Genomic DNA, 22,277 nt, shown 5'->3' with positions numbered 1-22,277 from the left:
TGGTCGGATCGGACTCGCGCCTGTGCTCCACCTGGTGGACCGAGCGCGGCGGATGGGCGCCGACCGCGCTGCAGATCGGCTGGTGGACCCAGACCGGCGGCTGGGCACTCGGCTACCAGCTGCTGAACGTCTTGAGCGCCGACCGGCGCCGACCGGTGCCGGGCGGCGCTCAGGAGCGGCATACCGCCGCGAGTGGCTGGTCCGGTGGCAGGTACGCCGTCCGTTCAAGGTCGGTGAGGTCCCGGTTGACGGCCGAGCAGATCTTGTCGATGGCGGCGACCGGGTCCTGCGGGGTGATGCTCCACAACCGCGCTCTGCCGTCGTAGCCGCCGGTGGCCAGGGTGTGCCCGTCCGGGCTGAACGCCACCGACCGCACGCCGCTGGTGTGCCCGGTCAGCGTGGTGCGGGCCTGCCCGGTGGCGGGGTCCCACAGCCGCACCGTGCCGTCGTCGCTGGCCGTGGCCAGCGTGCGCCCGTCCGGGCTGAACGCCACCGCGTTCACCCAGCCGGTGTGGCCCGTCAGCGTGGTGCGGGTCTGGCCCGTAGCCGGGTCCCACAGCCGCACCGTGCCGTCGGAGCTGGCCGTCGCCAGGGTGTGGCCGTCCGGGCTGAACGTCACCGAGGCCACAAGATCGGTCTGGCCGAGGGTGGCGCGGGTCTGCTCGGTGGACAGGTCCCACAGTTGCACCATGCCGTCGTAGCCGCCGGTTGCCACCGTGCGCTCGTCCGGGCTGAACGCCACCGAGGACACCGGATCGGTTTGGCCGAGGGTGGCGCGGGCCTGCCCGGTGGCCGCGTCCCACAACCGCGCCGTGCCGTCGTCGCTGGCCGTGGCCACGGTATGCCCGTCGGGACTGAACGCCACGGACCGCACGCCTCTGGTGTGGCCGGTCAGGGTGGTGCGAGGGAGGCCGGTGGCCGGGTCCCACAGCCGCGCCGTGCCGTCGGAGCCGGCCGTGGCCGGGGTGCGCCCGTCGGGGCTGAACGCCACCGACCATACGGGGCCGGTGTGGCCGGTCAGGGTGGTGCGGGTCTGCCCGGTGGCCGGGTCCCACAGCCGCGCCGTCCCGTCTTCGCCGCCCGTGCCCAGGGTGCGCCCGTCCGGGCTGAACGCCACCGACCACACCGGGCCGGTGTGCCCGGTCAGCGTGCCGAGCTCGGTGGCCGGGTTCCACAACCGCACGGTGTCGTCGGAGCTGCCCGTGGCCAGGGTGTGCCCGTCCGGGCTGAACGCGACCGCGTTCACCCAGCCGGTGTGGCCGGTCAGGGTGGTGCGGGCCTGCCCGGTGGCCGGGTCCCACAATCCCACCGTCCCGGAGCTGGCGGTGGCGAAGGTGCGCCCGTCCGGAGCGAACACCACGGCCCCCACGGTGCCGGTGTGGCCGGTCAGGGTGGTGCGGGTCTGCCCGGTGGCCGGGTCCCGCAGCCGCACGGTGCCGTCGTCGCCGGCCGTGGCCAGGGTGCGCCCGTCGGGGCCGAACGCGAGCGACTTCACGCCGCTGGTGTGGCCGGTCAGGGTGGCGCGGGCCTGCCCGGTGGCCGCGTCCCACAGGCGCGCCGTCTTGTCGTCGCTGCCGGTGGCCACGGTGCGCCCGTCCGGGCTGAACGCCACCGACCAGACGGGGCCGCCGTGGCCGGTCAGGGTGGCGCGGGTCCGCCCGGTGGCCGCGTCCCACAGCCGCACCGTCTTGTCGTCGCTGCCGGTGGCCACGGTGCCCCCGTCCGGGCTGAACGCCACCGACCGCACGCCGCTGGTGTGGCCGGTCAGGGTGGCGCGGGTCCGTCCGGTCGCCACATCCCACAAGCGCACCGTCTTGTCGTCGCCGGCCGTGGCGAGGGTGCGCCCGTCCGGGCTGAACGCCACTGACCGCACGCCGCTGGTGTGGCCGGTCAGGACGGCGCGGGTATGCCCGGTGCCCGGGTCCCACAGCCGCGCCGTCCCGTCCTCGCCGCCGGTGGCCAGGGTGTGCCCGTCCGGGCTGAACGCCACCGACCAGACGGGGCCGGTATGGCCGGTCAGGGCGTTGCGGGCCTGCCCGGTGGCCGGGTCCCACAGCCGGACCGTGGCGTCGTCGCCGCCGGTGGCCAGGGTGTGCCCGTCCGGCCGGAACGCCACCGACCAGACGAGGCCGGTATGGCCCGGCAGCGTGTTGCGGGTCTTGCCGGTGGCCGGGTCCCACAACCGCACCGTGCGGTCGTCACTGCCGGTGGCCAGGGTGCGCGCGTCGGGGCTGAACGCCACCGACAGCACGTGGCCGGAGTGGCCGGTCAGCGTGGTGCGGGTCTGCCCGGTCGCCACATCCCACAGCCGCACCGTCTTGTCGTCGCTGCCGGTGGCCAAGGCGTGCCCGTCCGGCCGGAACGCCACCGACCACACGCGGCCGGTGTGGCCGGTCAGGGTGGTGCGGGTCTTGCCGGTGGCCGGATCCCACAGCCGCACCGCCTTGTCATTGCTGCCCGTGGCCAGGGTGTGCCCGTCGGGGCTGAACGCCACCGACAACACGTCACTGGTATGGCCGGACAGGGTGGTGCGGGCCTGCCCGGTCGCGACATCCCACAGCCGCGCCGTGCCGTCGGCGCCGCCCGTGGCCACGGTGTGCCCGTCCGGGCTGAACGCCACCGACAACACACTGCTGGTGTGGCCGGTCAGGGTGGTGCGAGTCCGTCCGGACGCGACATCCCACAGCCGCACCGTGCCGTCGTCGCCGGCCGTGGCCAGGGTGTGCGCGTCCGGGCTGAACGCCACCGACAGCACGCCGCCGGTGTGGCCGGTCAGGGTGGTGCGGGCCTGCCCGGTGGCCGGGTCCCACAGCCGCACGGTGCGGTCGGCGCTGCCGGTGGCCAGGGTACGCCCGTCCGGGCTGAACGCCACCGTCCATACGCTGCTGGTGTGGCTCAGGCGGCGCCGGAGGGGCAGCGCTGCGGCGGCGTACAGGCTGGCTATGGCTTCGGTGGTGGGGCTCGTCCGGTAGGCCAGGACGGCCAGCAGCGAGGCCAGATCGGAATTGGCGTCCAGGAGGGTGGTGGACTGCGCGGCGAGCTGCCGGGACTGGGCCTCCCGCTTCGCGGCGACCGCGGCCTGCCGCAGCCACCCGGCCACCCCGGTGGTGGTGAGGGCGACGATGAGCAGGCCGGCCAGGATGACGTTCAGGCGCCTGGCCCGCCGGTGTCCGGCCTGCTGGCGTTGACGGCTCGCGGTCAGGAACATCCCGATGTCGCGGGGCAGGTGGCGCTGCTTGGCCCAGTCGAGGCCCTCGGCCAGATCGGTGCCGTGTAGCAGGTCGTCGGGGTTCTGGTGGTGCGCCCAGCGGATGCGCTTCTCGTCGACGCGGCGCAGCCAGTCGTGAAAGTCGTGGTCCTTGCTGACCCAGTCGCGGAGGGTGTGCCAGTCGCGGATGAGGGTGTCATGGACCAGTTCGGCGACCGGGAGAGCGGAGGCGTCGTGGGGCTGCCCGGTGGCGGGGACGGCGTGGGTGGTGACGATCCGCTGGCTGGTCAGAATGGCCAGCACCTCGTCTGCCTGATTGGCGGTCCGGTCGCCGGAGACGGGGTCGTCCGCGTCGGCCAGTTCGCGTAGCACGTCCAGGGTGCACTGTTGCCGGACGCCGGGGATGTGGTGGGCTTCGTCGGCCGGGCGGACCAGCGCGGTGAGGATCCGCTGCGCGGCAGGCCGCTGCGCTGGGCTCAGCTGGTTGATCGCGGTGTCGCACCAGGTGGCCAGGCTGCCGGTGACGCCGCCGATGCGCTGGTATGCGTCGTGGGTCAGGTAGCCGTCGTGCCGGCGCTGCCACAGCTGCTGCAGCGTCAGTTCCAGCAGGGGCAGCATGGTGATCGGCGCGTGGTGGCCGGAGGCGTCGGGGCCGACGGCCAGCACGTCGGTGATGATGCGTTCCACGAGCCCGTCCTGGCAGCGCAGTCCCACCGCCGCGGCCGGTTTGGTGACGATGTCGTGCAGATCCTGAGCGCTCAGGGTGGCCGGCACGTTGACCAGGCCGGGCGTCAGCGCCTGCAGCAGCTCCGGCGCCTGTGCGGCCAGCTGCGGGTAGAAGTCGTCGCGCATCACCAGGACCAGACTCAGCGGGGCGGTCGCGTCGAGCGCCGCCAGGAGCTGGTCGAGCACGTCGCGAGAGGCACCGGTCTCCCCGGCGGCGGGTGCGGTCAGCAGCTCCTCGAACTGGTCGATGATCAGCAGCAGCCGGGCACCGGCCGGCTCGTCGGCCAGCCTGCGCTCGACCGCCGCGGCGATCGAACCGCCTTCGGCCACCGGCAGCCCGGCGCGCTCGAGTTCGGCCGGCAGGTCCTGTCCCGGGCGGGCCAGCACGGGTATCCAGCGGTCGCTGCCGGGCAGCGCACCGGCGGCCAGGGCGGGCAGCACGCCGGCTTGCACCAGGGACGACTTGCCCGCGCCGGAGGGTCCCAGCAGCAGCAGCGCGCGTCGCGTCCCGGCCAGCGCGTCCAGCACATGCTCCACCGCGCTCGTCCGGCCGTGGAACCAACCGGTGTGCTCGGCGGTGAACGGCTCCAGTCCCCGGTAGGGGCAGACCTGCTGCTCGGCCAGTTCGGGCCACACCCGCCGCAGGGTCTGGGTCGGTGTGGCATAAGCGATCCCCGTGCCGCGTAGGTGGGCGTCCGCCGGGCTGATCGCGGTGATCATGCCGATCACCAGACCGGTGACCTCATCGAACACCGGCCCGCCGCTGAATCCGGTCGTCAAGTCGTTGGCGTCGGTCAGCTGCAGGAGCTCACCGGCACCCGGGGTGGCAAGCAGGTCACAGGCCACCCCGAAGCCGTAGTGGCCGCCGGGCGGAGCCTGCGCAGGGAAACCGAACGAACAGACCCGGCGCCCCCGGCACCCCGCCGCGGATCCCAGTCCCGGCACCGAGGCGTCCGGCGGCACGCTGTCCAGCTGCACCAGCGCGACATCCTCGGCCTCCGGCTCCCGCCATGACGAGGCCAGCACCTGCCCGGTGACCCGCGGCGCACCGTCCAGATGGGGGAAGGCCAGCCACAGCCGCGCGCCCGGGCCGCCCCCGGCGGCCGCCACCACATGCGCGCACGTGACCAGCAGGCCCGTGCCGACCAGGAACCCGGCCCCGGCCACCTCGCCTTCGGCGCCGAGGACCTGCGCGACCGCGCCGGCTCGCCCTGAACCCGGTCCGTCGCTGAGAGTCGCCACCACCATCTCCGTCCATAGCCGCCCGCCTCAACCCGGTTCCAACCGCCACCCTCCAACCGCATCCCAGCCGGGTCCCCATTGGCCGACTCCTGATCGCCGCGACGTCCGGCCGGTCAGCGGCGGTACGCGGCGCCATGGTGCCCAGCTCATGGATAGCACGCATGCCGGGCGCCGGATGCTCGAACAGCCCTGTTGAGGTTGCGCCCCCGCATGCACCCATACCTACGATGACCTGCTGTTTCGTCGTGTCCGCACGGTGCCCTCGGGCGCGTGCGGCAGCCCGCCGCGGACGGTCCTCGCCGTGTCCGCCGCGGCCGAAGGTCTGATCGCGACCATCGGACATGGAACCGACATCTGAGATTGACATGTGACGTCATATGTCGTTAGTGTTACATGTCCTGATGGGCAGGGCCTCCGGGCCGGAGGTGGTCTTCCGGGCGGCACCGAGGCTCTCCCGGCCCGCCGGAGGCGCGTGCGTGCCACGGTCCGCCGAAGTGCCGGCTCGGCGGCGGCCGGCGCGACGTCATCACCAGGACCAGCGACGGCGAAATCAAGGAACGCGCGGCACGTCACCGCAGTGTGAAAGCAGCTGCGGTCATTTCTGTCCAGCGGCAATCGAAAGGAACCAAACGTGACCCCAGCCCTTTCCGCCCTCGGGAGATCGCTGGCGGCGATCGCGGTGCTCGTCGCTGCCACGTCGACGGCCGTGATCGCGCATCAGCTGCCGGCTTCGGCCGCGATCCAGGCGACCTACTACGTCTCGCCCGACGGCAACGACGCCAATCCGGGAACCATCACGTCGCCGTTGCGGACCCTGCAACGGGCGCGGGACGTCGTCCGCACCGTCAATGCGAACATGACCGGCGACATCCACGTGTACCTCCGCGGCGGCACGTACCCGGTGAGCAGCACCATCGAGTTCGGGGCGGCCGACTCCGGCACCAACGGCAACCGGGTCGTCTACGCCGCATACGCCGACGAGACGCCGGTCCTCGACAGCGGCGTCCAGGTCACCGGATGGACCCAGCACAGCGGCAACATCTGGAAGGCCCCGCTCAACCGCGCCAACAAACTGCGCGCGCTGTACGTCAACGACAAGCGGGCATACATGGCCGCCAAGACGATCAGCTCCGCGGGCTGCCACGGAACCTACAACGTCACGGCCGGGCAGGCCTCCTGGGCCTGGGAGTCCGGTTCCCAGTGTGACGGGGCCCGATACAGCTCGGCGGACTTCCCCGCGATCGCCGGCAACCACGACGACATCGAGATCGAGACGGGCACGACCTGGACCACGGCCATCGTCGGCGTGCGCCAGGTGACGACCGACGGCGGCAGCCGGGTGGCGCTGTTCCAGCAGCCCGGTGCGGCCATCGCCCAGGGCGCGTTCAACGGCAACGCACAGGTCGGCGGCGTCCACAAGGTCATGAACGCCTACGAGTTCCTGGACACGCCGGGCGAGTTCTACTTCGACAAGACCAGCCGGACCCTGTACTACTACAAGGCCGCCGCCGAGAACATGACGACGGCGACGGTCATCGCGCCCAACAACGTGACCACGGCGCTGCGGATCGCCGGTACCTCGACCAGCAGCCACGCCCGCAACATCACGCTGTCCGGCCTCACCGTGCAGCACTCCGACTGGAACCTGTTCAACGTGGCCGGCGCGGCGTTCAAACAGGCGCAGCAGGGCAACCTGGGTGCCACCGCATACGCCAAGGGCAACTTCCACGTCTACTACTACCGCAATGTCGACGTCACCCCGGCGATGATCGACATCCAGAACGCGGACGGCATCGCCCTGCAGGGCAACCGGATCCAGCACACCGGCGCCGACGGAATCCGCATGGTGAACGATGTGCAGAACGCGCAGCTGACCGGTAACCGCACCAACGACATCGCGGGGTCCGCCATCAGCATCGGCCACCCGCAGCACGTCTATATCGGCGACGGTACGTCGACCAACCGGGAGAAGTACTCCGCCCAGGTCGAGGGACTGCCCAAGAACATCGACATCAAGAACAACCACCTCTACGACAGCGCGGTGCTGTTCAACGGGCACAGCCCCATCTCGGCGTACTTCGCCGACACCCTCGTGATCCAGCGCAACCGGATCGAGAAGGCACCCTGGTCGGGCATCACGCTGGGCTGGGGATGGTGGAACTTCGACGGCTCGGCGGGCTCGATCGCGCCGAACCGCCCGACGACCACCGCGAGGAACAACAACATCAGCTACAACCACATCATCGACACGGTGCAGCGCCTCAGCGACACGGCGCCCATCTACACCCTCGGCAGCCAGCCGGGGACCACGATCACCAACAACTACCTCCAGGGCGTGCCCTCCGGCCACAAGTACGGGCTGCACCCCGACGAGGGCTCGGCCTACCTGACGTTCCGCGACAACGTCCTCAGCGTGGACAAGAACGTCACCTGGCTCATCAACTCCGACGACTTCGGCCGCAAGCACGACCTGAGCATCACGCAGACCTACGGCCCCATCAACAAGGTCTCCAACAAGAACCTGCCCAACAGCACGATCCACGACATCCTCGTCTCCACCGACTACGTCTGGCCGGCGGCGGCCTACGCTATCGCCGTGAGCTCAGGCCTCGAGGACGCCTACCGCGGCATCATCCCGCAGAGCAATCTCTCCCTGCCCGATCACGTGCTGCCCGCCAGCACGTTCGTCAGCGGCACCGGATCGTCGGTTCCCGTCCGGAGCGCCGGCGACGCGTCCAAGGCGATCTGGCTGGCGCCCTCCGGCACGACGAACTTCGCGGCCGGGCCGACGATGACCCGCGCCGACGGCACCGCCACCGCCATCGCCGTCCCCACCACGCCGGGCGACTACCGGCTGTACGTCGTGGACGCGCAAGGCAACCGCTCCGCCGAGTCGAAGTCGCTCGTCAGGCGGCAGGGCAGCGGAGGCGGTCAGCAGAACGTGCAGATCGTGGGCGGGCAGTCGGGCCGCTGCATCGACGTGCCGTCGAGCTCGACCACCAACGGCAGCCAGGTACAGCTGTGGGACTGCCACGGCGGCACCAACCAGCGGTGGACCTACACCACCGGCAAGCAGCTCACCGTGTACGGCAACAAGTGCCTGGACGCGTCCGGGGCCGGCACGGCCAACGGCACCGCCGTGGTGATCTGGGACTGCCACGGCGGCCTCAACCAGCAGTGGAACCTCAACGCCAACGGCACCATCTCGAACGTCCAGTCAGGGCTGTGCGCCGACGCCACCGGCGCGGCCACGGCCAACGGCACCAGGATCGTCCTGTGGTCCTGCAACGGCGGCGCCAACCAGCAATGGAGCCTGCGCAGCTGACCCGAAGCACCGGTCACCGCCCGGCTTCCGCTGCCCTGCCGCGGAAGCCGGGCGGCGTCGCGCACCTCACCCCTGCGGGCTCAGGCGCGGGTCCACCGCTGGTTCGCCGCGGCGGTGCAGGACCACAGGATCACGGGGGTGCCGTTGGCAGTGGCGTTGCCGGAGACATCCAGGCAGAGCCCTGAGCTGACGCTGCTGACGGTGCCGTTGGCGTTGAGGTTCCACTGCTGGTTGAGGCCGCCGTGGCAGGCCCACAGCTGCACCTTCGAGCCCGCTGCGGCACCCGTCGGCGCGTCCAGGCACTTGCCCAGCGACTGGATGCTCTGGCCGCTGACGGTCCACTGCTGGTTCGCCCGGCCGCTGCAGTCCCAGATGATCGGCTGTACGCCGTTGGCGGTGCTGCTGTTGGGCACGTCGAGGCAGCGTCCGGAGGCGGCGCTGACCAGCGCCGATGTCGTCGGGCCGGTGCCGCCCGAGCCGATGCTGCCCGGCACCGAGCGCAGCGCGGTGTACCAGGCGGCGGCCATCTTGTCGTAGCCGGTCGCGGTCGGGTGGATGCCGTCGATGAGGTCGGCGGTGGTCAGCGCGCTGTGCATGTCGACGAGGTGGACGTGCTTGCCGGCGTTCACCTTGCTCTGCACGATGCCCGGGATGGCGGCGTTGTAAGTCCGGGCGGCGTTCTCCTGGCCGGCGTTGCTCAGCGGGATGATCGTGGCGACGAACACGTCCGCCGCGGGCGCCACGGCGGTGATGCGGTCGAGCAGGCTGGACAGCCTGCCGGGCGCCGTGGACAGCTGATAGTTCTGCAGGACGTCGTTGGTGCCGATGTGCAGCAGCACCGTACGCGGTGCCGTCGTCTGGAGCCAGCCGGTGATGTTCGCGTCGATCTGGTCGATGCGCCATCCGGGGTGGCCCTCATGGTCGTGGTCGCCGAGGCTGGACGGCCCGTTGAACTGAGTGCCGACGAAGTCGACCCGGTATCCGCCGGCGGCCAGCCGCTGCCACAGGCCTGTTCGGTATCCGCCGGGAACCTGGGTGCCTTCGGTGATCGAGTCGCCCAGCGGCATGACCCGGACCCCGCCATTGGATTCGGCGCTGGCGACGCCGCTCTGCGTCAAGGCCATCGAGGCCGTCAGCGCCAGTGTGGCCGCCGCGGCGGCGAGCCGGCGGGCGTGTTTGGACATGGTCGGTCCCTTCGTTCTGTCGTGTGTGTCGGCCCTCGGCGAGCGCGGCCCGTGCTGGAGCGCCGATGACGGTGACCGCTAACACTTGAAGTGCTCTGCGGCTGCCGCACCATTTGTAGAGCTAGAACAGCCTGGGTTCATTGACAAAGGCCGAAAGATGGCAGATCCAATGTGACCGACCACATCGGCCGCGTCAAGTGCGGCGGACGGCGGTTTCGCCAGGCGATGGTGCACTGGCAACGGGAGCAGGCAGAACTCGGCATGTCATACGATGTCTGACGTACGGTCGTCCCGTGTTCTGGCAGCTCCTCGCCTCCATCTGCGACAACCAGCGACACGGCAGGCCGTTCCGACGTGGAAAACAGCAGCTCTTTCGCTGCCTCGCGTAAATCGACAGCAGTCATTGACATGTGATGTGTGATGTCGATACCGTGACGCTGTCCCGCTGGGACGGAAGGCTCAGGGCAGTGAGCTGACCACCGTCCACGCGGCTGTGCGGTGAGAGACAACGCCGGGCCACCCGCGGTCGCACCCCCTCACGTTCAAGGACTCGTCCATCGCCCAGGACGATGCCGACCAACTGTGTGCCCGCCCGGGTGCGGCGGTCTGGCCGCGCTGCCGAGCGCCCCTCATCCGCGCGCCGCACCCGGCAGGGCAGCCGACGCTCCCAAGCAAGGAGACAGCACCGTGACCACACTCCACGCGACCAGACCACATCACCGGTGGCTGGCCGGACTAGGCACAGTCGCCATGGTCATCGCAGGCGCACTGGCCATGACCGCACTGACCGGCCCGCCCGCGTTCGCCGCCACGACCGCCGGATGCGGAAAGGCCCCGACGCTGCGCAGCGGCACGAACACCATCCAGAGCAGCGGCCAGAGCCGCAGTTTCATCCTGCGGATCCCCGACGGCTACAACAACACCCGGCCCTATCGCCTGATCTTCGCCTACCACTGGCGGGGCGGCACGATGAACGACGTCTCGTCCGGGGGGACCAGCGGGACCGCGTGGTCGTACTACGGCATGCAGCAGCAGTCCGACAACAGCGCCATCCTGGTCGCCCCGCAGGGCAACGGCAACGGCTGGGCCAACAGCAACGGCACGGACGTCGTCTTCACCGACGACATGATCCGCGTCATCGAGAACGACCTGTGTGTCGACACCACGCAGCGGTTCGCCATGGGGTTCAGCTACGGCGGCGGCATGAGCTACGCGCTGGCCTGCGCCAGGGCGAGCGTCTTCCGTGCCGTGGTGGTGTACGCGGGCGCGCAGCTGTCCGGCTGCAGCGGCGGCACCCAGCCGATCGCCTACTTCGGCATCCACGGCATCTCCGACAACGTGCTGAACATTTCGCAGGGACGGGGCCTGCGCGACACGTTCTTGCGCAACAACGGCTGTGCGGCGCAGAACGCCCCGGAGCCGGCTCCCGGCAGCGGCAGGCACATCACGACGACCTACTCCTGCCGGGCGGGATACCCGGTGCAGTGGGCCGCCTTCGACGGCGGTCACGGACCGGCGCCGGTGGAGGGATGCTCCGGCTGCGAGGACGGCGTCCGGACCTGGAGCAAGGCTGAGGCCTGGCGCTTCCTGTCCCAGTTCGGGTCCGGCCCGGCGCCGAGCTCTCCGCCGCCGAGCAGCCCGGCCCCCGGCCAGTCGAACGTGCTGGTAGTCGGTCAGCCGTCAGGGCGCTGCATCGACGTGCCCGGCTCCTCCACGACGAACGGCGCCCAGCTGCAGATCTGGGACTGCCACGGCGGCACGAACCAGCGCTGGACCTACACCGCCGGCCGGCAGCTGACGGTGTACGGCGGCAAGTGCCTGGACGCCAACGGCAACGGCACCGCCAACGGCACCGCCGTCATCATCTGGGACTGCAACGGCCAGGCCAACCAGCAGTGGAACCTCAACGCCAACGGCACCATCACCGGCGTCCAGTCGGGGCTCTGCGTGGACGCCGCGGCAGCCGCCACCGCCAACGGCACCAAGCTCCAGCTGTGGAGCTGCCACGGCGGCGCCAACCAGCAATGGAGCCTGCGCAGCTAGCCGAAGGGCAGCGGGCCGGTCCCGTCCAGGGGCCGGCCCGCTGCCCGCCGCCCTAGGCGCTGGTGCAGGTCAGCGTGGGAGCCGACGGGGTCCCGCCGGCAAGGAATCCGAAGGTCGTCGAGGCGTTCGCCGCCAGCGAGCCGTTGTAGGAGACGTTGCGGATCGTGACCGCCGAGCCGCTGGCCGACAGCGTGCCGCTCCACACCTGGGTGATGGTCTGGCCGCTGCTGAGCGTCCACTGCACGGTCCAGCCCGCGATGGCCGAGCTGCCCGCCGTCACGATCACCTCGCCCTGGAAACCACCGGGCCAGGAATTGGTGGTCCGGTAGGCGGCGCTGCACCCGGTGCCCGGGCCGGGCGTGGACGGGGCCGGGCTGCTGGGCGAGGGGGAGGGGCCGGACGAGGGAGAACTGCTCGGCGACGGGCTGCCCGACGGCGGGCTGCTCGGCGACGGGCTGCCGGTGAACTGGGCCAGGAAGCTGTTCACCGCGGCCGAGGTCCACGTCCGTGTGCCGCTGGTGGCCGTCGACCCGTCCACCGGGTGGGGGGCGTGGTCACCGTCGAACGCGGCCCACTGGACCGGGTATCCGGCCCGGCATCCCGCGTAGCTCGTGGTGATGTGGGTCAGGCTGCCCAGGGCCGGTTCGCGTGGGCTCTGCGCGGTGCATCCGTTGTTGCGGACGAAGGTGTCGCGCAGCGAGCGCCCGCTGGAGATGTTGAGCACGCTGTCATGGGTGCCGTGGATGCCGAAGTAGGCGACCGGTTGCGTGCCCCCGCTGCAGCCGCTGAGGTTGGCGCCGGAGTACACCACGACCGCGCGGAAGACCGCCGGCCGGGCGCAGGCCAGCGCGTAGCTCATCGCGCCGCCGTAGCTCCAGCCCATGGCGAAGACCTGGCTGGTGTCCACGCACAGGTCGCCCTCGACGAGTCGGACCAGGTCGTCGATCAGGGTCACGTCGCGCCCGCCGGTGTTGGCCCAGCCGTTGCTGATGCCCTGCGGCGCGACGAAGATGGTGCTGTCGTTCGACAGCTGCTTCTGCCCGTAGAAGGCCCAGGCCGCGCCGTCGGCGCCGCCGGTGGCCACGTCGTTGGCCGTGCCGTTGAGCCAGTGCAGGCCGAAGACGAGCCGGTACGGCCGGGTGCTGGTGTAGGAGTTCGGGATGCTGAGGATGTAGGTGCGGCTCTGGCCACCGCTCTGGATCGAGTGAGTTCCGTTCGTCAGAGTCGGGGTCCTGCCGCAGCCTGCCGTCGGGCCGGCTTCGGCCAGGCGGGGGACGAGTAGCACGGCGCCGGTCATCGTCACTGTGAGCAGGCTGCTCAGCACCCATCGGCGCCGGCTGGAGCTGGTTGTTCGTGTCATGGCACTTCCTTGGTCGCGACAGCTGCGGGTCGGCTTGCGGGCCTGCCCTGCCTGCTTGCCGGATTGCGTGCGCTCACGTAGCCGGGCTCCATCGACGACGTGTGTCACGTAGCATGCCTGTCGAGCAGGAAAGTGTCAATTGACTGTTCCAGATGCCAGCCGGTCCCGGTGGCGAGCAGGCGCGGGTCGGCCCGCCGCGCTTACCATGGGCCGGACCCCGGGCCGCGGGGCGTGACCGTCCCAGCGCCGGAGTAGCCGTGGAGAACCTGTTCGAAATCGAGGAGATCTTCCCCGATGTCGCCGCGGGGTCGCGGCTGCCGCGGCGCCAGGCGGGCAACTCGGCGCAAGGGCTGGCCACCACGCTGATCGCCGACTACACGCTGCCGACGCGGGCCTGGCTGCCCGCGGCCGCCGTCATGACGCTGCTCGGCGAGTTCGGGATCGGCATCGGGGCGGCCCGGACCGCCGTCAGCCGGCTGGGCCGCCGCGGCGTGCTGGAGAGCAGCCGCGAGGGGCGGCACAGTTCCTACCGGCTGACCCGGGACGCCGCCGCCGAGCTGGCGGCCGGGGGAGCGTGGATCGCGCGCTTCGCCGAGCGGGCGCGCAGCTGGGACGGAACCTGGACGCTCGTGGCCTTCTCCCTGCCCCAGGAGCACGGCACGCAGCGGCGGGCGCTGCGCGGCCAGCTGCGCTGGCTGGGCTTCGCGCCGTTGTACGACGGGCTCTGGATCTCTCCGGACCCGTGGCACCCCACCGTCGCGAAGCGGCTGGCCGCCGTCCCGCCCGGCGCGATGACCGTGTTCCAGGCGAACCACGTCGACCTGGCGGTGACCGCCCAGCGCAACCCCATCGAGGCGTGGGACGTGCCCGCGATCGCCGAGCACTACGCGGCGTTCGACCGGCAGTGGCGGCCGCTGCTGGAGCGGGTCCGTGCTGGACGGATCGCCGGAGCCGCCGCGGTCCGGGCCCGCACGGAGATCATGGACGCCTACCGGCAGATCCCGCTGCTCGATCCGCAGCTGCCGGCTGAACTGCTGCCGGCGCGGTGGCCCCGGGCGAGCGCCCGGGAGGTCTTCGTGGAGATCTACGACGGGCTTGCCGAGCAGGCGCAGCGACACGTGCTCGAGGTCGTCGGCCGGTCCACGCGGGAGCCCGCCGTCGGCATCATGGCCCACACCGTCGCGGTGATGGCCGCGAGCTGACCTTTCGAGCGGCTCCCGGAAGTTTCGGTCGTGCGTTCTTAATCTTCTGCGTGGTTGATTCTGGCGGTCTCAAGATGATCATCCGAAGTACTCGGTGAAGATCGGGAGTCTGACACATCGAGCTGGGCAAACTGGCCTACCGGTGCCTCGTGCGCAGCGACCGCGACCCTGTGTCCACTGCAGACGCTGGCGAACGTTTTCCGGAAGTTATCGGAAATTGGCCGTTGCGAAGCCTCTCTCAAGCATGGCAACATGCCCCGGTATCGATGCCCGTCCCCCCAGGGCGCCGCGGCCGATCGCCCGAGACGGCCCAGCGCCCGCCTGAAAAGGAGACCATGGTGACAGCGCTCCCCCCTGCCCATCGGGGCAAGGACCCACAGAGACGATCGGCCGTCCGCACCGCCGCCCTCGCCGGTGCCGCCGGCGCGCTGGCGCTGCTGACAGTCATGCTCGTGATCCCGAACGCGAACGCCGCGGCCAGCACCCTCGGCGCCGCCGCCGCGCAGTCGGGGCGGTACTTCGGCACCGCCATCGCCGCCAACAGACTCGGCGACTCGACGTACAGCACGATCGCGGCCCGTGAGTTCAACATGATCACGGCTGAGAACGAGATGAAGCCCGACGCGACCCAGCCGAACCGGGGTCAGTTCAACTTCAGTTCCGGTGACCAGATCTACAACTGGGCGACCCAGCGTGGGTTGAAGGTGCGTGGCCACACGCTGGCCTGGCACGCCCAGCAGCCGGGCTGGATGCAGAGCCTGTCCGGCTCGACGCTGCGCCAGGCGATGATCGATCACATCAACGGTGTGATGGCCCACTACCGGGGCAAGCTGGCCGCGTGGGACGTGGTCAACGAGGCGTTCAACGAGGACGGCAGCCGCCGTTCGTCGAACCTGCAGGGCACCGGCAACGACTGGATCGAGGTGGCGTTCCGCACCGCGCGTGCCGCCGACCCGTCGGTCAAGCTCTGCTACAACGACTACAACATCGAGAACTGGAGCTACGGCAAGACGCAGGGTGTGTACCGGATGATCCAGGACTTCAAGTCCCGGGGCGTGCCCATCGACTGTGTCGGCCTGCAGACCCACTTCACCGGCGGCAGCTCGCTGCCCGGCAACTTCCAGACCACCCTGTCCAGCTTCGCCGCGCTCGGCGTGGACGTGGCGCTGACCGAGGTCGACGTGACCAACGCGTCGACGACGCAGTACGCGGGGCTCACCCAGGCGTGCATGAACGTGCCGCGCTGCATCGGCATCACCGTGTGGGGCGTGCGCGACAGCGACTCCTGGCGTGCCAGCGAGAACCCGCTGCTGTTCAACAGCGGGGGCGGCGCGAAGGCCGCGTACACCTCGGTCCTCAACGTCCTCAACTCCGCCACGCCGCAGCCGTCGCAGTCGGGGCCCGCATCGCCCTCCCCGACGGCCTCGCCCGGCCCGTCCTCCTCGCCGACGCCTCCGCCGGGCGGGGTCGGCCGGATCGTGGGCGCGCAGTCGGGGCGCTGCGTGGACGTGCCCAACGCGTCGCAGACCAACGGCACCCGGGTGCAGCTCTGGGACTGCAACGGACTGACCCAGCAGCGATGGACCTACACCGCGAGCAAGCAGCTGACCGTGTACGGCAGCAAGTGCCTCGACGCCGCCGGCTCGGGCAACGGCTCGGAGATCCAGATCTACAGCTGCAACGGTCAGGCCAACCAGCAGTGGAACCTCAACGCCAACGGCACCATCACCGGTGTGCAGTCGGGCCGGTGCCTGGACGTGTGGAGCACCGCCAACGGCGCCCGGGTCCAGATCTACGACTGCAACGGCCAGGCCAACCAGCGGTTCAGCCTCGTCTCGCAGTGAACCGGCGGCACGACCGCGTGGGCATGGCAGTCGTGTGCTGACGCGAGCGGCCGGGGGCGTAAGCCGCCCCCGGCCGCTCCTGTGCGCCAGCCTGACGCACATCGATACATTGACATGTGACGTATGACGACGTTACCGTTAATCGGCCGCGGCGCCGGGAGCCCGGGCGTCGCGGCCCCTTCCGCCGATCACCGGTTCACCCCGCTGGTCCGCCGTCCCGGCTAGCGCCGGGTCCAGCGCTGATTCGCCGCGCCGGTGCACGTCCACAGGATCACCAGGGTGCCGTTCGCGGTGGCGGCGCCGTTGACGTCGACGCACAGCCCCGACTGGCGGTTGCTGATCGTGCCGTCGGTGTTGAGGTTCCACTGCTGGTTGGCGCCGCCGTTACACGCCCAGAGCTGTGCCTTGGCCCCCGCCGTCGCGTTCAGTGGCGCGTCGAGGCACTTGCCGAGCGCCTGCAGCGTCGCCCCGCTGACGGTCCACTGCTGGTTGGCCTGACCGTTGCAGTCCCAGATCACCGGCTGGGTGCCGTTGGCCGTGTTGCTCTGCGGGATGTCCAGGCACCGCCCGGAGGCCGCGCTCACCAGCGTGGTCGTCGTCGCCGGGGGCGGCGTGGTGGTGCCGCCGCCGCTGACCCGGTACACCACGGTGCCGTGTGCGGGGACGCTCGCGCTGATCGTGCCGCTGGTGGTGCTGGTGGCGTTGGTCCACGCGTCGAGCAGCGTGAACGAGCTGCCGGACTTGCCGATCGCGGCGGCGGTGGTGGAGACCGTGGTGGTGGCGGATCCCTGGTTGAACAGGGCGACCGCGACATCGCCGTTGGCCAGGCGCTTGGCGAGCACGCGGCGGGTGCCGTCGTTGGCGACCTGGGTCGCCTGCAGCCCGAGGGAGTCCTGGTTGATGGCGATCAGGTTGGTGTTCTTCAGGATGGTCTGCGTGGCCGAGGACATGGAGCGCAGGTCGTTGCCGGCGATGAGCGGCGACGCCATGACCGCCCACAGGGCGAAGTGGCTGCGCATCTCGGTGTCGGTCATGCCGCCCCGGCCGACCTCCATCATGTCGGGGTCGTTGAACCCGCCCGGCCGGGCGTACGAGGCCAGGGGCACGTTGACGTCGACGATGTTCTGGATGCCCATCGGGTAGCCGTTGGTCTGGCCGGTGTTCCAGGCGTTGGTGATGTCCTCGGTGGTGCGCCACATGTTGGCCACGTCGCCCCAGTTGCGCAGCGGGCCGGTCTTGGCGTGGATGCTGTTGGGATTGATGCTGTAGACGATCGGGCGGCCGGTCGCCGCGAGCGCGTCACGCATCTTGGCGAAGGTCGCCACCTGCTGGTCGATGGTGCCGTTGGGTGAGCACCAGTCGTACTTGAGGAAGTCGACGCCCCACGCCGCGAACTGCCGCGCGTCCTGGACCTCGTGGCCCTGGCTGCCGGTGGCACCGGGGTAGGAGCCGAAGTACTGGGCGCAGGTCTTGTCGACCGGGACCTGGTAGATGCCGAACTTGAGTCCCCGGGCGTGCAGGTAGTCGCCGAGGGCCTTCATCCCGCTGGGGAAGCGGGTCGGGTCGCCCTGCAGGTTGCCGGCCGAGTCGCGGTTGGGGTTGAACCAGCAGTCGTCGACCACGACGTACTGGTAGCCCAGGTCGCGCATGCCGCTGCTGACCAGCGCGTCCGCGTGCTGGCGGATGAGAGTCTCGCTGATGTTGCAGCCGAACGTGTTCCAGGAGTTCCAGCCCATCGGCGGCGTCCGGCCGACGCCGTTGTCCAGGGCCTGTGCGGCGGTGCCGGGCATGCTGACGGCTGCGGCGGCCACCAGCAGGCCGGCGGCGATCGCCGCCAGCCAATGGCGGGGCCGGTGATGCGGATTCATGCTGTCTCCTCGGGTTCGCACGATGGATGTGACTTGACTGACGGGATACGGCAGGCCAGGCAGCCGGTGCGGAGCGATGGCTCCGCACCGGCTGCGCTCATCTGGGGATGTTGCCTAGCCGCGTGGATGCCGGTGTGCTGCCGGCCTGGAAGCTGTCACGGCGTGGTGATGTCGAACTTGCGCACGGTCACCGCGCCGCCGAGGGCCTGGGTGGCGTAGTTGAACATCGCGTACCGGTAGCCCATGAAGAACTGCCAGGCGTTGTTCAGCGTGAACGCCGAGCCCAGCGCCGTGAAGTTGGTGCCGTCGGTGCTGTAGGAGAACCGGGCCTGCCGTCCGCTGCCGGGCCTGATGTCGGCGTTGACGCGCAGCCAGATCCGCCCTCCGGAGACCGCCGCCGAGGCGTTCTCGGTGCCGGTGCCGGTGGTGTTCCAGCTGCCGTCCATGGTCAGCCCGTTGGTCATGACGACCCGGGTGGCGCCGTTGTCGCGTTTGACGCCGATCCAGGCTGAGGAGTCGCGCAGCATCGCCAGGCCGGCCCGGTCGCCGTCGCGCATGGTCGAGTAGTCCAGCTCGATGGTGGCGGTCGAGGTCGGTCCCTGGATGCGGTGGGTCAGCGTGTTGCGGGCGTTGTAGAGGTCGTTGGTGACGGTCGCGGTCTGCAGGCGCAGGCCGCTGCCGACCGACCAGCGGGTGTTGTCCGGGTTGTGGTTCCACTCGTACTGCGGCCCGAGCGTGCTCGCGGTGAAGGTGTCACTGCCGATCATCGGTTTGACCTGGCGTGGCGGGGCGGGCAGGTTCGGCTTGGGGTACGAGCCGCCCCAGGCGCCGTTGACGAGCTGCAGCTGCGGCCAGCCGTCCGCGGTCCAGGTGACCGGGGCGAGCACCGGGATGCGGCCGCCGGGGTAGGAGTCGACGAAGGCCATGTAGTACCAGGCGCCGTTCTGGGTCTGGACGAGGCCGCCCTGGTGGGGCACACCACCGCCGGAGACCGGGCCGGGCAGGTTGAGCAGGAGCTGCTGCATCGTGTACGGGCCGAACGGGCTGGACGACTTCAGGATGTACTGCCCGTTGGCGGGCCGGGTGAGGAAGATGTAGTAGCTGCCGTTGCGCTTGTAGAAGCGGGCGCCTTCGAGGGTGCCCACGCTCGACGGGGTGGTGAACACCTGCTGCGTGCGGACCTGGCTGAGCCCGTCGGCGGACAGCTCGGCGACGCTGATGGTGCTGTTGCCGTAGGCGACGTACATCTTGTCGTTGTCGTCCACGAGCAGGCCGGCGTCGTAGTAGCAGTTGTTGATGGTGGACCGCTTGCTCCACGGCCCTTCGACGGTGCTGGCGGTGTAGACGTAGGTCTTGTTGAACTCCATGCAGCCCATCCAGTAGAACGTGCTGTTGGAGGGCCGGTAGTTCAGCGTCGAGGCCCAGATGCCCTTGACGTAGGCGCGCCCGCCGCTGAGGTTGTACGCGCTGGAATGGTCGAGCACCGGCACCGAGTGCCCGGCGAACTCCCAGTTGACCAGGTCGTACGAGCGCAGGATGGGTGCGCCGGGGGAGTAGTGCATGGTCGAGGCGGAGTAGTAGTAGGCGTCCCCGACCCGGATGATGTCGATGTCGGCGAAGTCCTGCCACAGCACCGGGTTGGCGTAGGTGCCGGTGGGCGGCGGCGATGACGACGCGCTCGGCGTCGGGTTGCTGCCCACGCGGACGAGCTGCCACTGCTGGTTGTTGCCGCCCCAGTCGTCGTACTGCACGATGTTGGCCCCGTCGGCCGTCGACGCGCCCTGGACCTCCAGGGCCTTGCTGCTGTGGCGGCTGATGAACCGGACGTAGCCGTCGGGGGAGTCGGCCAGGCGCCACTGCTGGTTGGTGCCGTTGAGGTCGGTCCACTGGACGATCGACGCGCCGTTGGCGGTGGAGAAGTTGGCGACGTCGAGGACCTTGCCGGAGTGGCGGGATTTGATCCGGTAGTAGCCGCCGCCGGAGTCGACGAACTGCCATTGCTGGTTGTTGGCGGTGCCGCGGGTCCACTGGGTGATGCGGCCGCCGTCGGCGGTGGAGAAGTTGTACACGTCGAGGGCCTTGCCGCTGTTGCGGTTGACCAGGATGTACCAGGCGCTGGTGTCGACGGTGGCGGCCTGGGCGCCGGTGGTGGCCACGACGGCCAGGCCGACGCTGGCCAGCGCGGTGACCACGAGCGTGGCCAGCGCGCTGCGCCAGCCATGTCGCCTGGTCGGGGGCGGGGTGATACTGATGCCGCTCACGGCACTCTCCTTGTCTCATCGCGGGACGCTGCCCGCCGGTGGGTGTCGAACGCTGAGCAGGTGGGCCGTCGGGGCACGGGTGCGGCGGCCCGCACCCCGACGGCAGCTCACGGCGTGGCCGCGCTCACGAGCGCGTCACGGCGAGCGCGGCGGGCAGGCGAGCAGCCTGCCGTGCCGCGATGCCCGCCTGGTAGGCGACCGTGCCGGCCGCCACGGTCACGGTGCCGACCCGGACGAGCTGCCACTGCTGGTTGTTGCCGCCCCAGTCGTCGTACTGGACGATGTTGGCGCCGTCGGCGGTGGAGGCGCCCTGGACTTCGAGGGCCTTGTTGCTGTGGCGGCTGATCAGGCGGATGTAGCCGCCCGCGGAGTCGGCCAGGCGCCACTGCTGGTTGGTGCCGTTGAGGTCGGTCCACTGGACGATGGAGCCGCCGTTGGCGGTGGACCAGTTGTAGACGTCGAGGACCTTGCCGGAGTGGCGGGACTTGAGGCGGTAGTAGCCGCCGCCGGAGTCGACGAACTGCCACTGCTGGTTGTTGGCGGTGCCGCGGGTCCACTGGGTGATGCGGCCGCCGTCGGCGGTGGAGAAGTTGTACACGTCGAGGGCCTTGCCGCTGTTGCGGTTGACCAGGATGTACCAGGCGCTGGTGTCCACCGGTCCGGTCGGTGTGGACGGCGAGGTCGACGGCGACGGCGGCGGGCTGGCCGGCGGCGTGCTGTTCAGGGCGTTGAGGGTCGAGGTGTAGGCGGCCTTCTTGTTGCCCGAGGAGTCGAACAGCAGCGGGTTCTGGCCGGTGCGCCAGGAGTCGCTGTCGCGGATGCCCCACACGGTGATGCCGTTGCAGCGGGCCACGGCCAGGCAGGCGCGGGTGACGGCATCGTACGCGGCGGCCTGGTTGGAGCCGGAGATGTCGAGTTCGGTGATCTGCACGTCGACGCCCAGGTTGGCGAAGCGCTGCAGGTTGGCCTGGTAGTCCGACGGCGCCGAGTTGGTCAGGTGCGACTGGAACCCGACGCAGTCGATCGGCACGCCGCGTGCCTTGAAGTCCTGCACCATGCTGTAGATGCCGTTGGACTTGGCGTTGATCCCGTCGGTGTTGTAGTCGTTGTAGCAGAGCTTCGCGCCGGGATCGGCCGCGCGGGCGGCGCGGAACGCGGCCTCGATCCAGTCGTTGCCGGTGCGCTGCAGGTTCGAGTCGCGCCGGGCGCCGCTGGTGCCGTCGGCGAACGCCTCGTTGACCACGTCCCAGGAGTGGATCTTTCCGCGGTACTTGGTGGCGACCTGAGTGACGTGATTGATCATCGCCGAGCGCAGGGTGCTGCCGCTCATGTTCTGCGCCCAGCCGGGTTGCTGCTGGTGCCAGAGCAGCGCGTGCCCGCGGATGCGCATCCCCCTGCTCTGGGCGTGGCTGACGATGCGGTCGGCGTTGGTGTAGGTGAAGTTGTTCTGGGACGGCTCGGTGGCGTCCCACTTCATCTCGTTCTCGGCGGTGACGGAGTTGAACTCGCGGTTGAGGATGTTGACGTAGGTGCTGTCGCTGAGCTTGAACGCGGCGACGGCCGTGCCGAAGTAGCGGCCGCGCTCTGCGGCCGACGCGCCCAGCGTGGTGCCGGCGCTGGCCGAGTTCGCCAGGGCGATGGTGGTCAGGGCGGTCGCGGCGACGAGCGTCGTCGCGGTCAGCGCCGCGCGGAGCGCGCGGACCCGGGGTGTTCGTTTCATGTCTGTCTCCTGGGAGCGGTGGACAGGTCCGTGGAGCCGCCCTGCGGGGCGGTAGGGCGCCGGTGCTCCGGTCCGGGCGGGCATGGGCGTGCCCGTCGGCCGGTCTCGTGCGGCCTGCCGTCTCGCCGTCGAGAGGGCAGGGTGGAGCGAGGGCGGCGACCGGCTGCCCGGGTCCGCCGGCCGCGGTGAGTGGCCGGCGGACCCTGGCGGCACGGATCGCTCGCCCGGGTGCCCCGCTGATCGGGAGGCGGGGCACCCGGGCAGGTCAGCGGGCCGGTCCGGCCCGTGACCCGG

10 protein-coding genes are annotated in these 22,277 nt (G+C 70.5%); 4 read left to right on the top strand and 6 right to left on the bottom strand.

Annotated features, from left to right (window positions below; all coding sequences use genetic code 11):
• Window positions 1-169: 169 nt before the first annotated feature.
• On the bottom strand, window positions 170-5,176 hold the full coding sequence (locus CS0771_RS29575; protein ID WP_212844055.1) for a PQQ-binding-like beta-propeller repeat protein: 5,007 nt from the start codon (window positions 5,174-5,176) through the stop codon (window positions 170-172).
• A 631-nt stretch (window positions 5,177-5,807) separates the two neighbouring features.
• Between CS0771_RS29575 and CS0771_RS29570 the strand changes: the two genes are divergently transcribed.
• Window positions 5,808-8,501 (top strand): ricin-type beta-trefoil lectin domain protein, encoded by a 2,694-nt coding sequence (locus tag CS0771_RS29570; protein ID WP_212844054.1) that lies wholly within the window; start codon window positions 5,808-5,810, stop codon window positions 8,499-8,501.
• Between the two features lie 80 nt (window positions 8,502-8,581).
• Here CS0771_RS29570 and CS0771_RS29565 read toward each other — a convergent pair whose 3' ends face one another.
• Window positions 8,582-9,685 carry a ricin-type beta-trefoil lectin domain protein gene (locus CS0771_RS29565; protein WP_212844053.1) on the bottom strand — a complete coding sequence of 368 codons (1,104 nt, stop codon included), beginning with the start codon at window positions 9,683-9,685 and terminating at the stop codon, window positions 8,582-8,584.
• Between the two features lie 750 nt (window positions 9,686-10,435).
• Between CS0771_RS29565 and CS0771_RS29560 the strand changes: the two genes are divergently transcribed.
• Window positions 10,436-11,728 (top strand): ricin-type beta-trefoil lectin domain protein, encoded by a 1,293-nt coding sequence (locus CS0771_RS29560; protein ID WP_212846113.1) that lies wholly within the window; start codon window positions 10,436-10,438, stop codon window positions 11,726-11,728.
• Window positions 11,729-11,780: 52 nt separating this feature from the next.
• Here CS0771_RS29560 and CS0771_RS29555 read toward each other — a convergent pair whose 3' ends face one another.
• The gene (locus tag CS0771_RS29555) at window positions 11,781-13,088 is read right to left on the bottom strand and encodes a cellulose binding domain-containing protein (RefSeq protein ID WP_212844052.1); all 1,308 of its coding nucleotides are present in this window, start codon (window positions 13,086-13,088) and stop codon (window positions 11,781-11,783) included.
• 257 nt (window positions 13,089-13,345) lie between these two features.
• Between CS0771_RS29555 and CS0771_RS29550 the strand changes: the two genes are divergently transcribed.
• Together CS0771_RS29550 and CS0771_RS29545 are read left to right on the top strand one after the other, a co-directional pair.
• On the top strand, window positions 13,346-14,290 hold the full coding sequence (locus CS0771_RS29550; protein ID WP_212844051.1) for a PaaX family transcriptional regulator C-terminal domain-containing protein: 945 nt from the start codon (window positions 13,346-13,348) through the stop codon (window positions 14,288-14,290).
• Window positions 14,291-14,625: 335 nt separating this feature from the next.
• On the top strand, window positions 14,626-16,134 hold the full coding sequence (locus CS0771_RS29545) for an endo-1,4-beta-xylanase (RefSeq protein ID WP_212844050.1): 1,509 nt from the start codon (window positions 14,626-14,628) through the stop codon (window positions 16,132-16,134).
• A gap of 221 nt (window positions 16,135-16,355) precedes the next feature.
• Here CS0771_RS29545 and CS0771_RS29540 read toward each other — a convergent pair whose 3' ends face one another.
• The 3 genes from CS0771_RS29540 to CS0771_RS29530 form a co-directional block, all read right to left on the bottom strand.
• Complete coding sequence (locus CS0771_RS29540; protein WP_212844049.1) at window positions 16,356-18,002, bottom strand: glycoside hydrolase family 27 protein; 1,647 nt, start codon at window positions 18,000-18,002, stop codon at window positions 16,356-16,358.
• Window positions 18,003-18,157: 155 nt separating this feature from the next.
• Window positions 18,158-20,194, bottom strand: coding sequence for a family 43 glycosylhydrolase (locus CS0771_RS29535; protein WP_244871418.1), 2,037 nt, complete (start codon window positions 20,192-20,194; stop codon window positions 18,158-18,160).
• Between the two features lie 193 nt (window positions 20,195-20,387).
• Window positions 20,388-21,983 (bottom strand): endo-1,4-beta-xylanase, encoded by a 1,596-nt coding sequence (locus CS0771_RS29530; RefSeq protein ID WP_212844048.1) that lies wholly within the window; start codon window positions 21,981-21,983, stop codon window positions 20,388-20,390.
• Between the last annotated feature and the right edge of the window lie 294 nt (window positions 21,984-22,277).

It is taken from the genome of Catellatospora sp. IY07-71, from assembly GCF_018326265.1.
GTDB lineage: Bacteria > Actinomycetota > Actinomycetes > Mycobacteriales > Micromonosporaceae > Catellatospora.
This window is presented reverse-complemented; position numbering and strand designations above follow the sequence as displayed.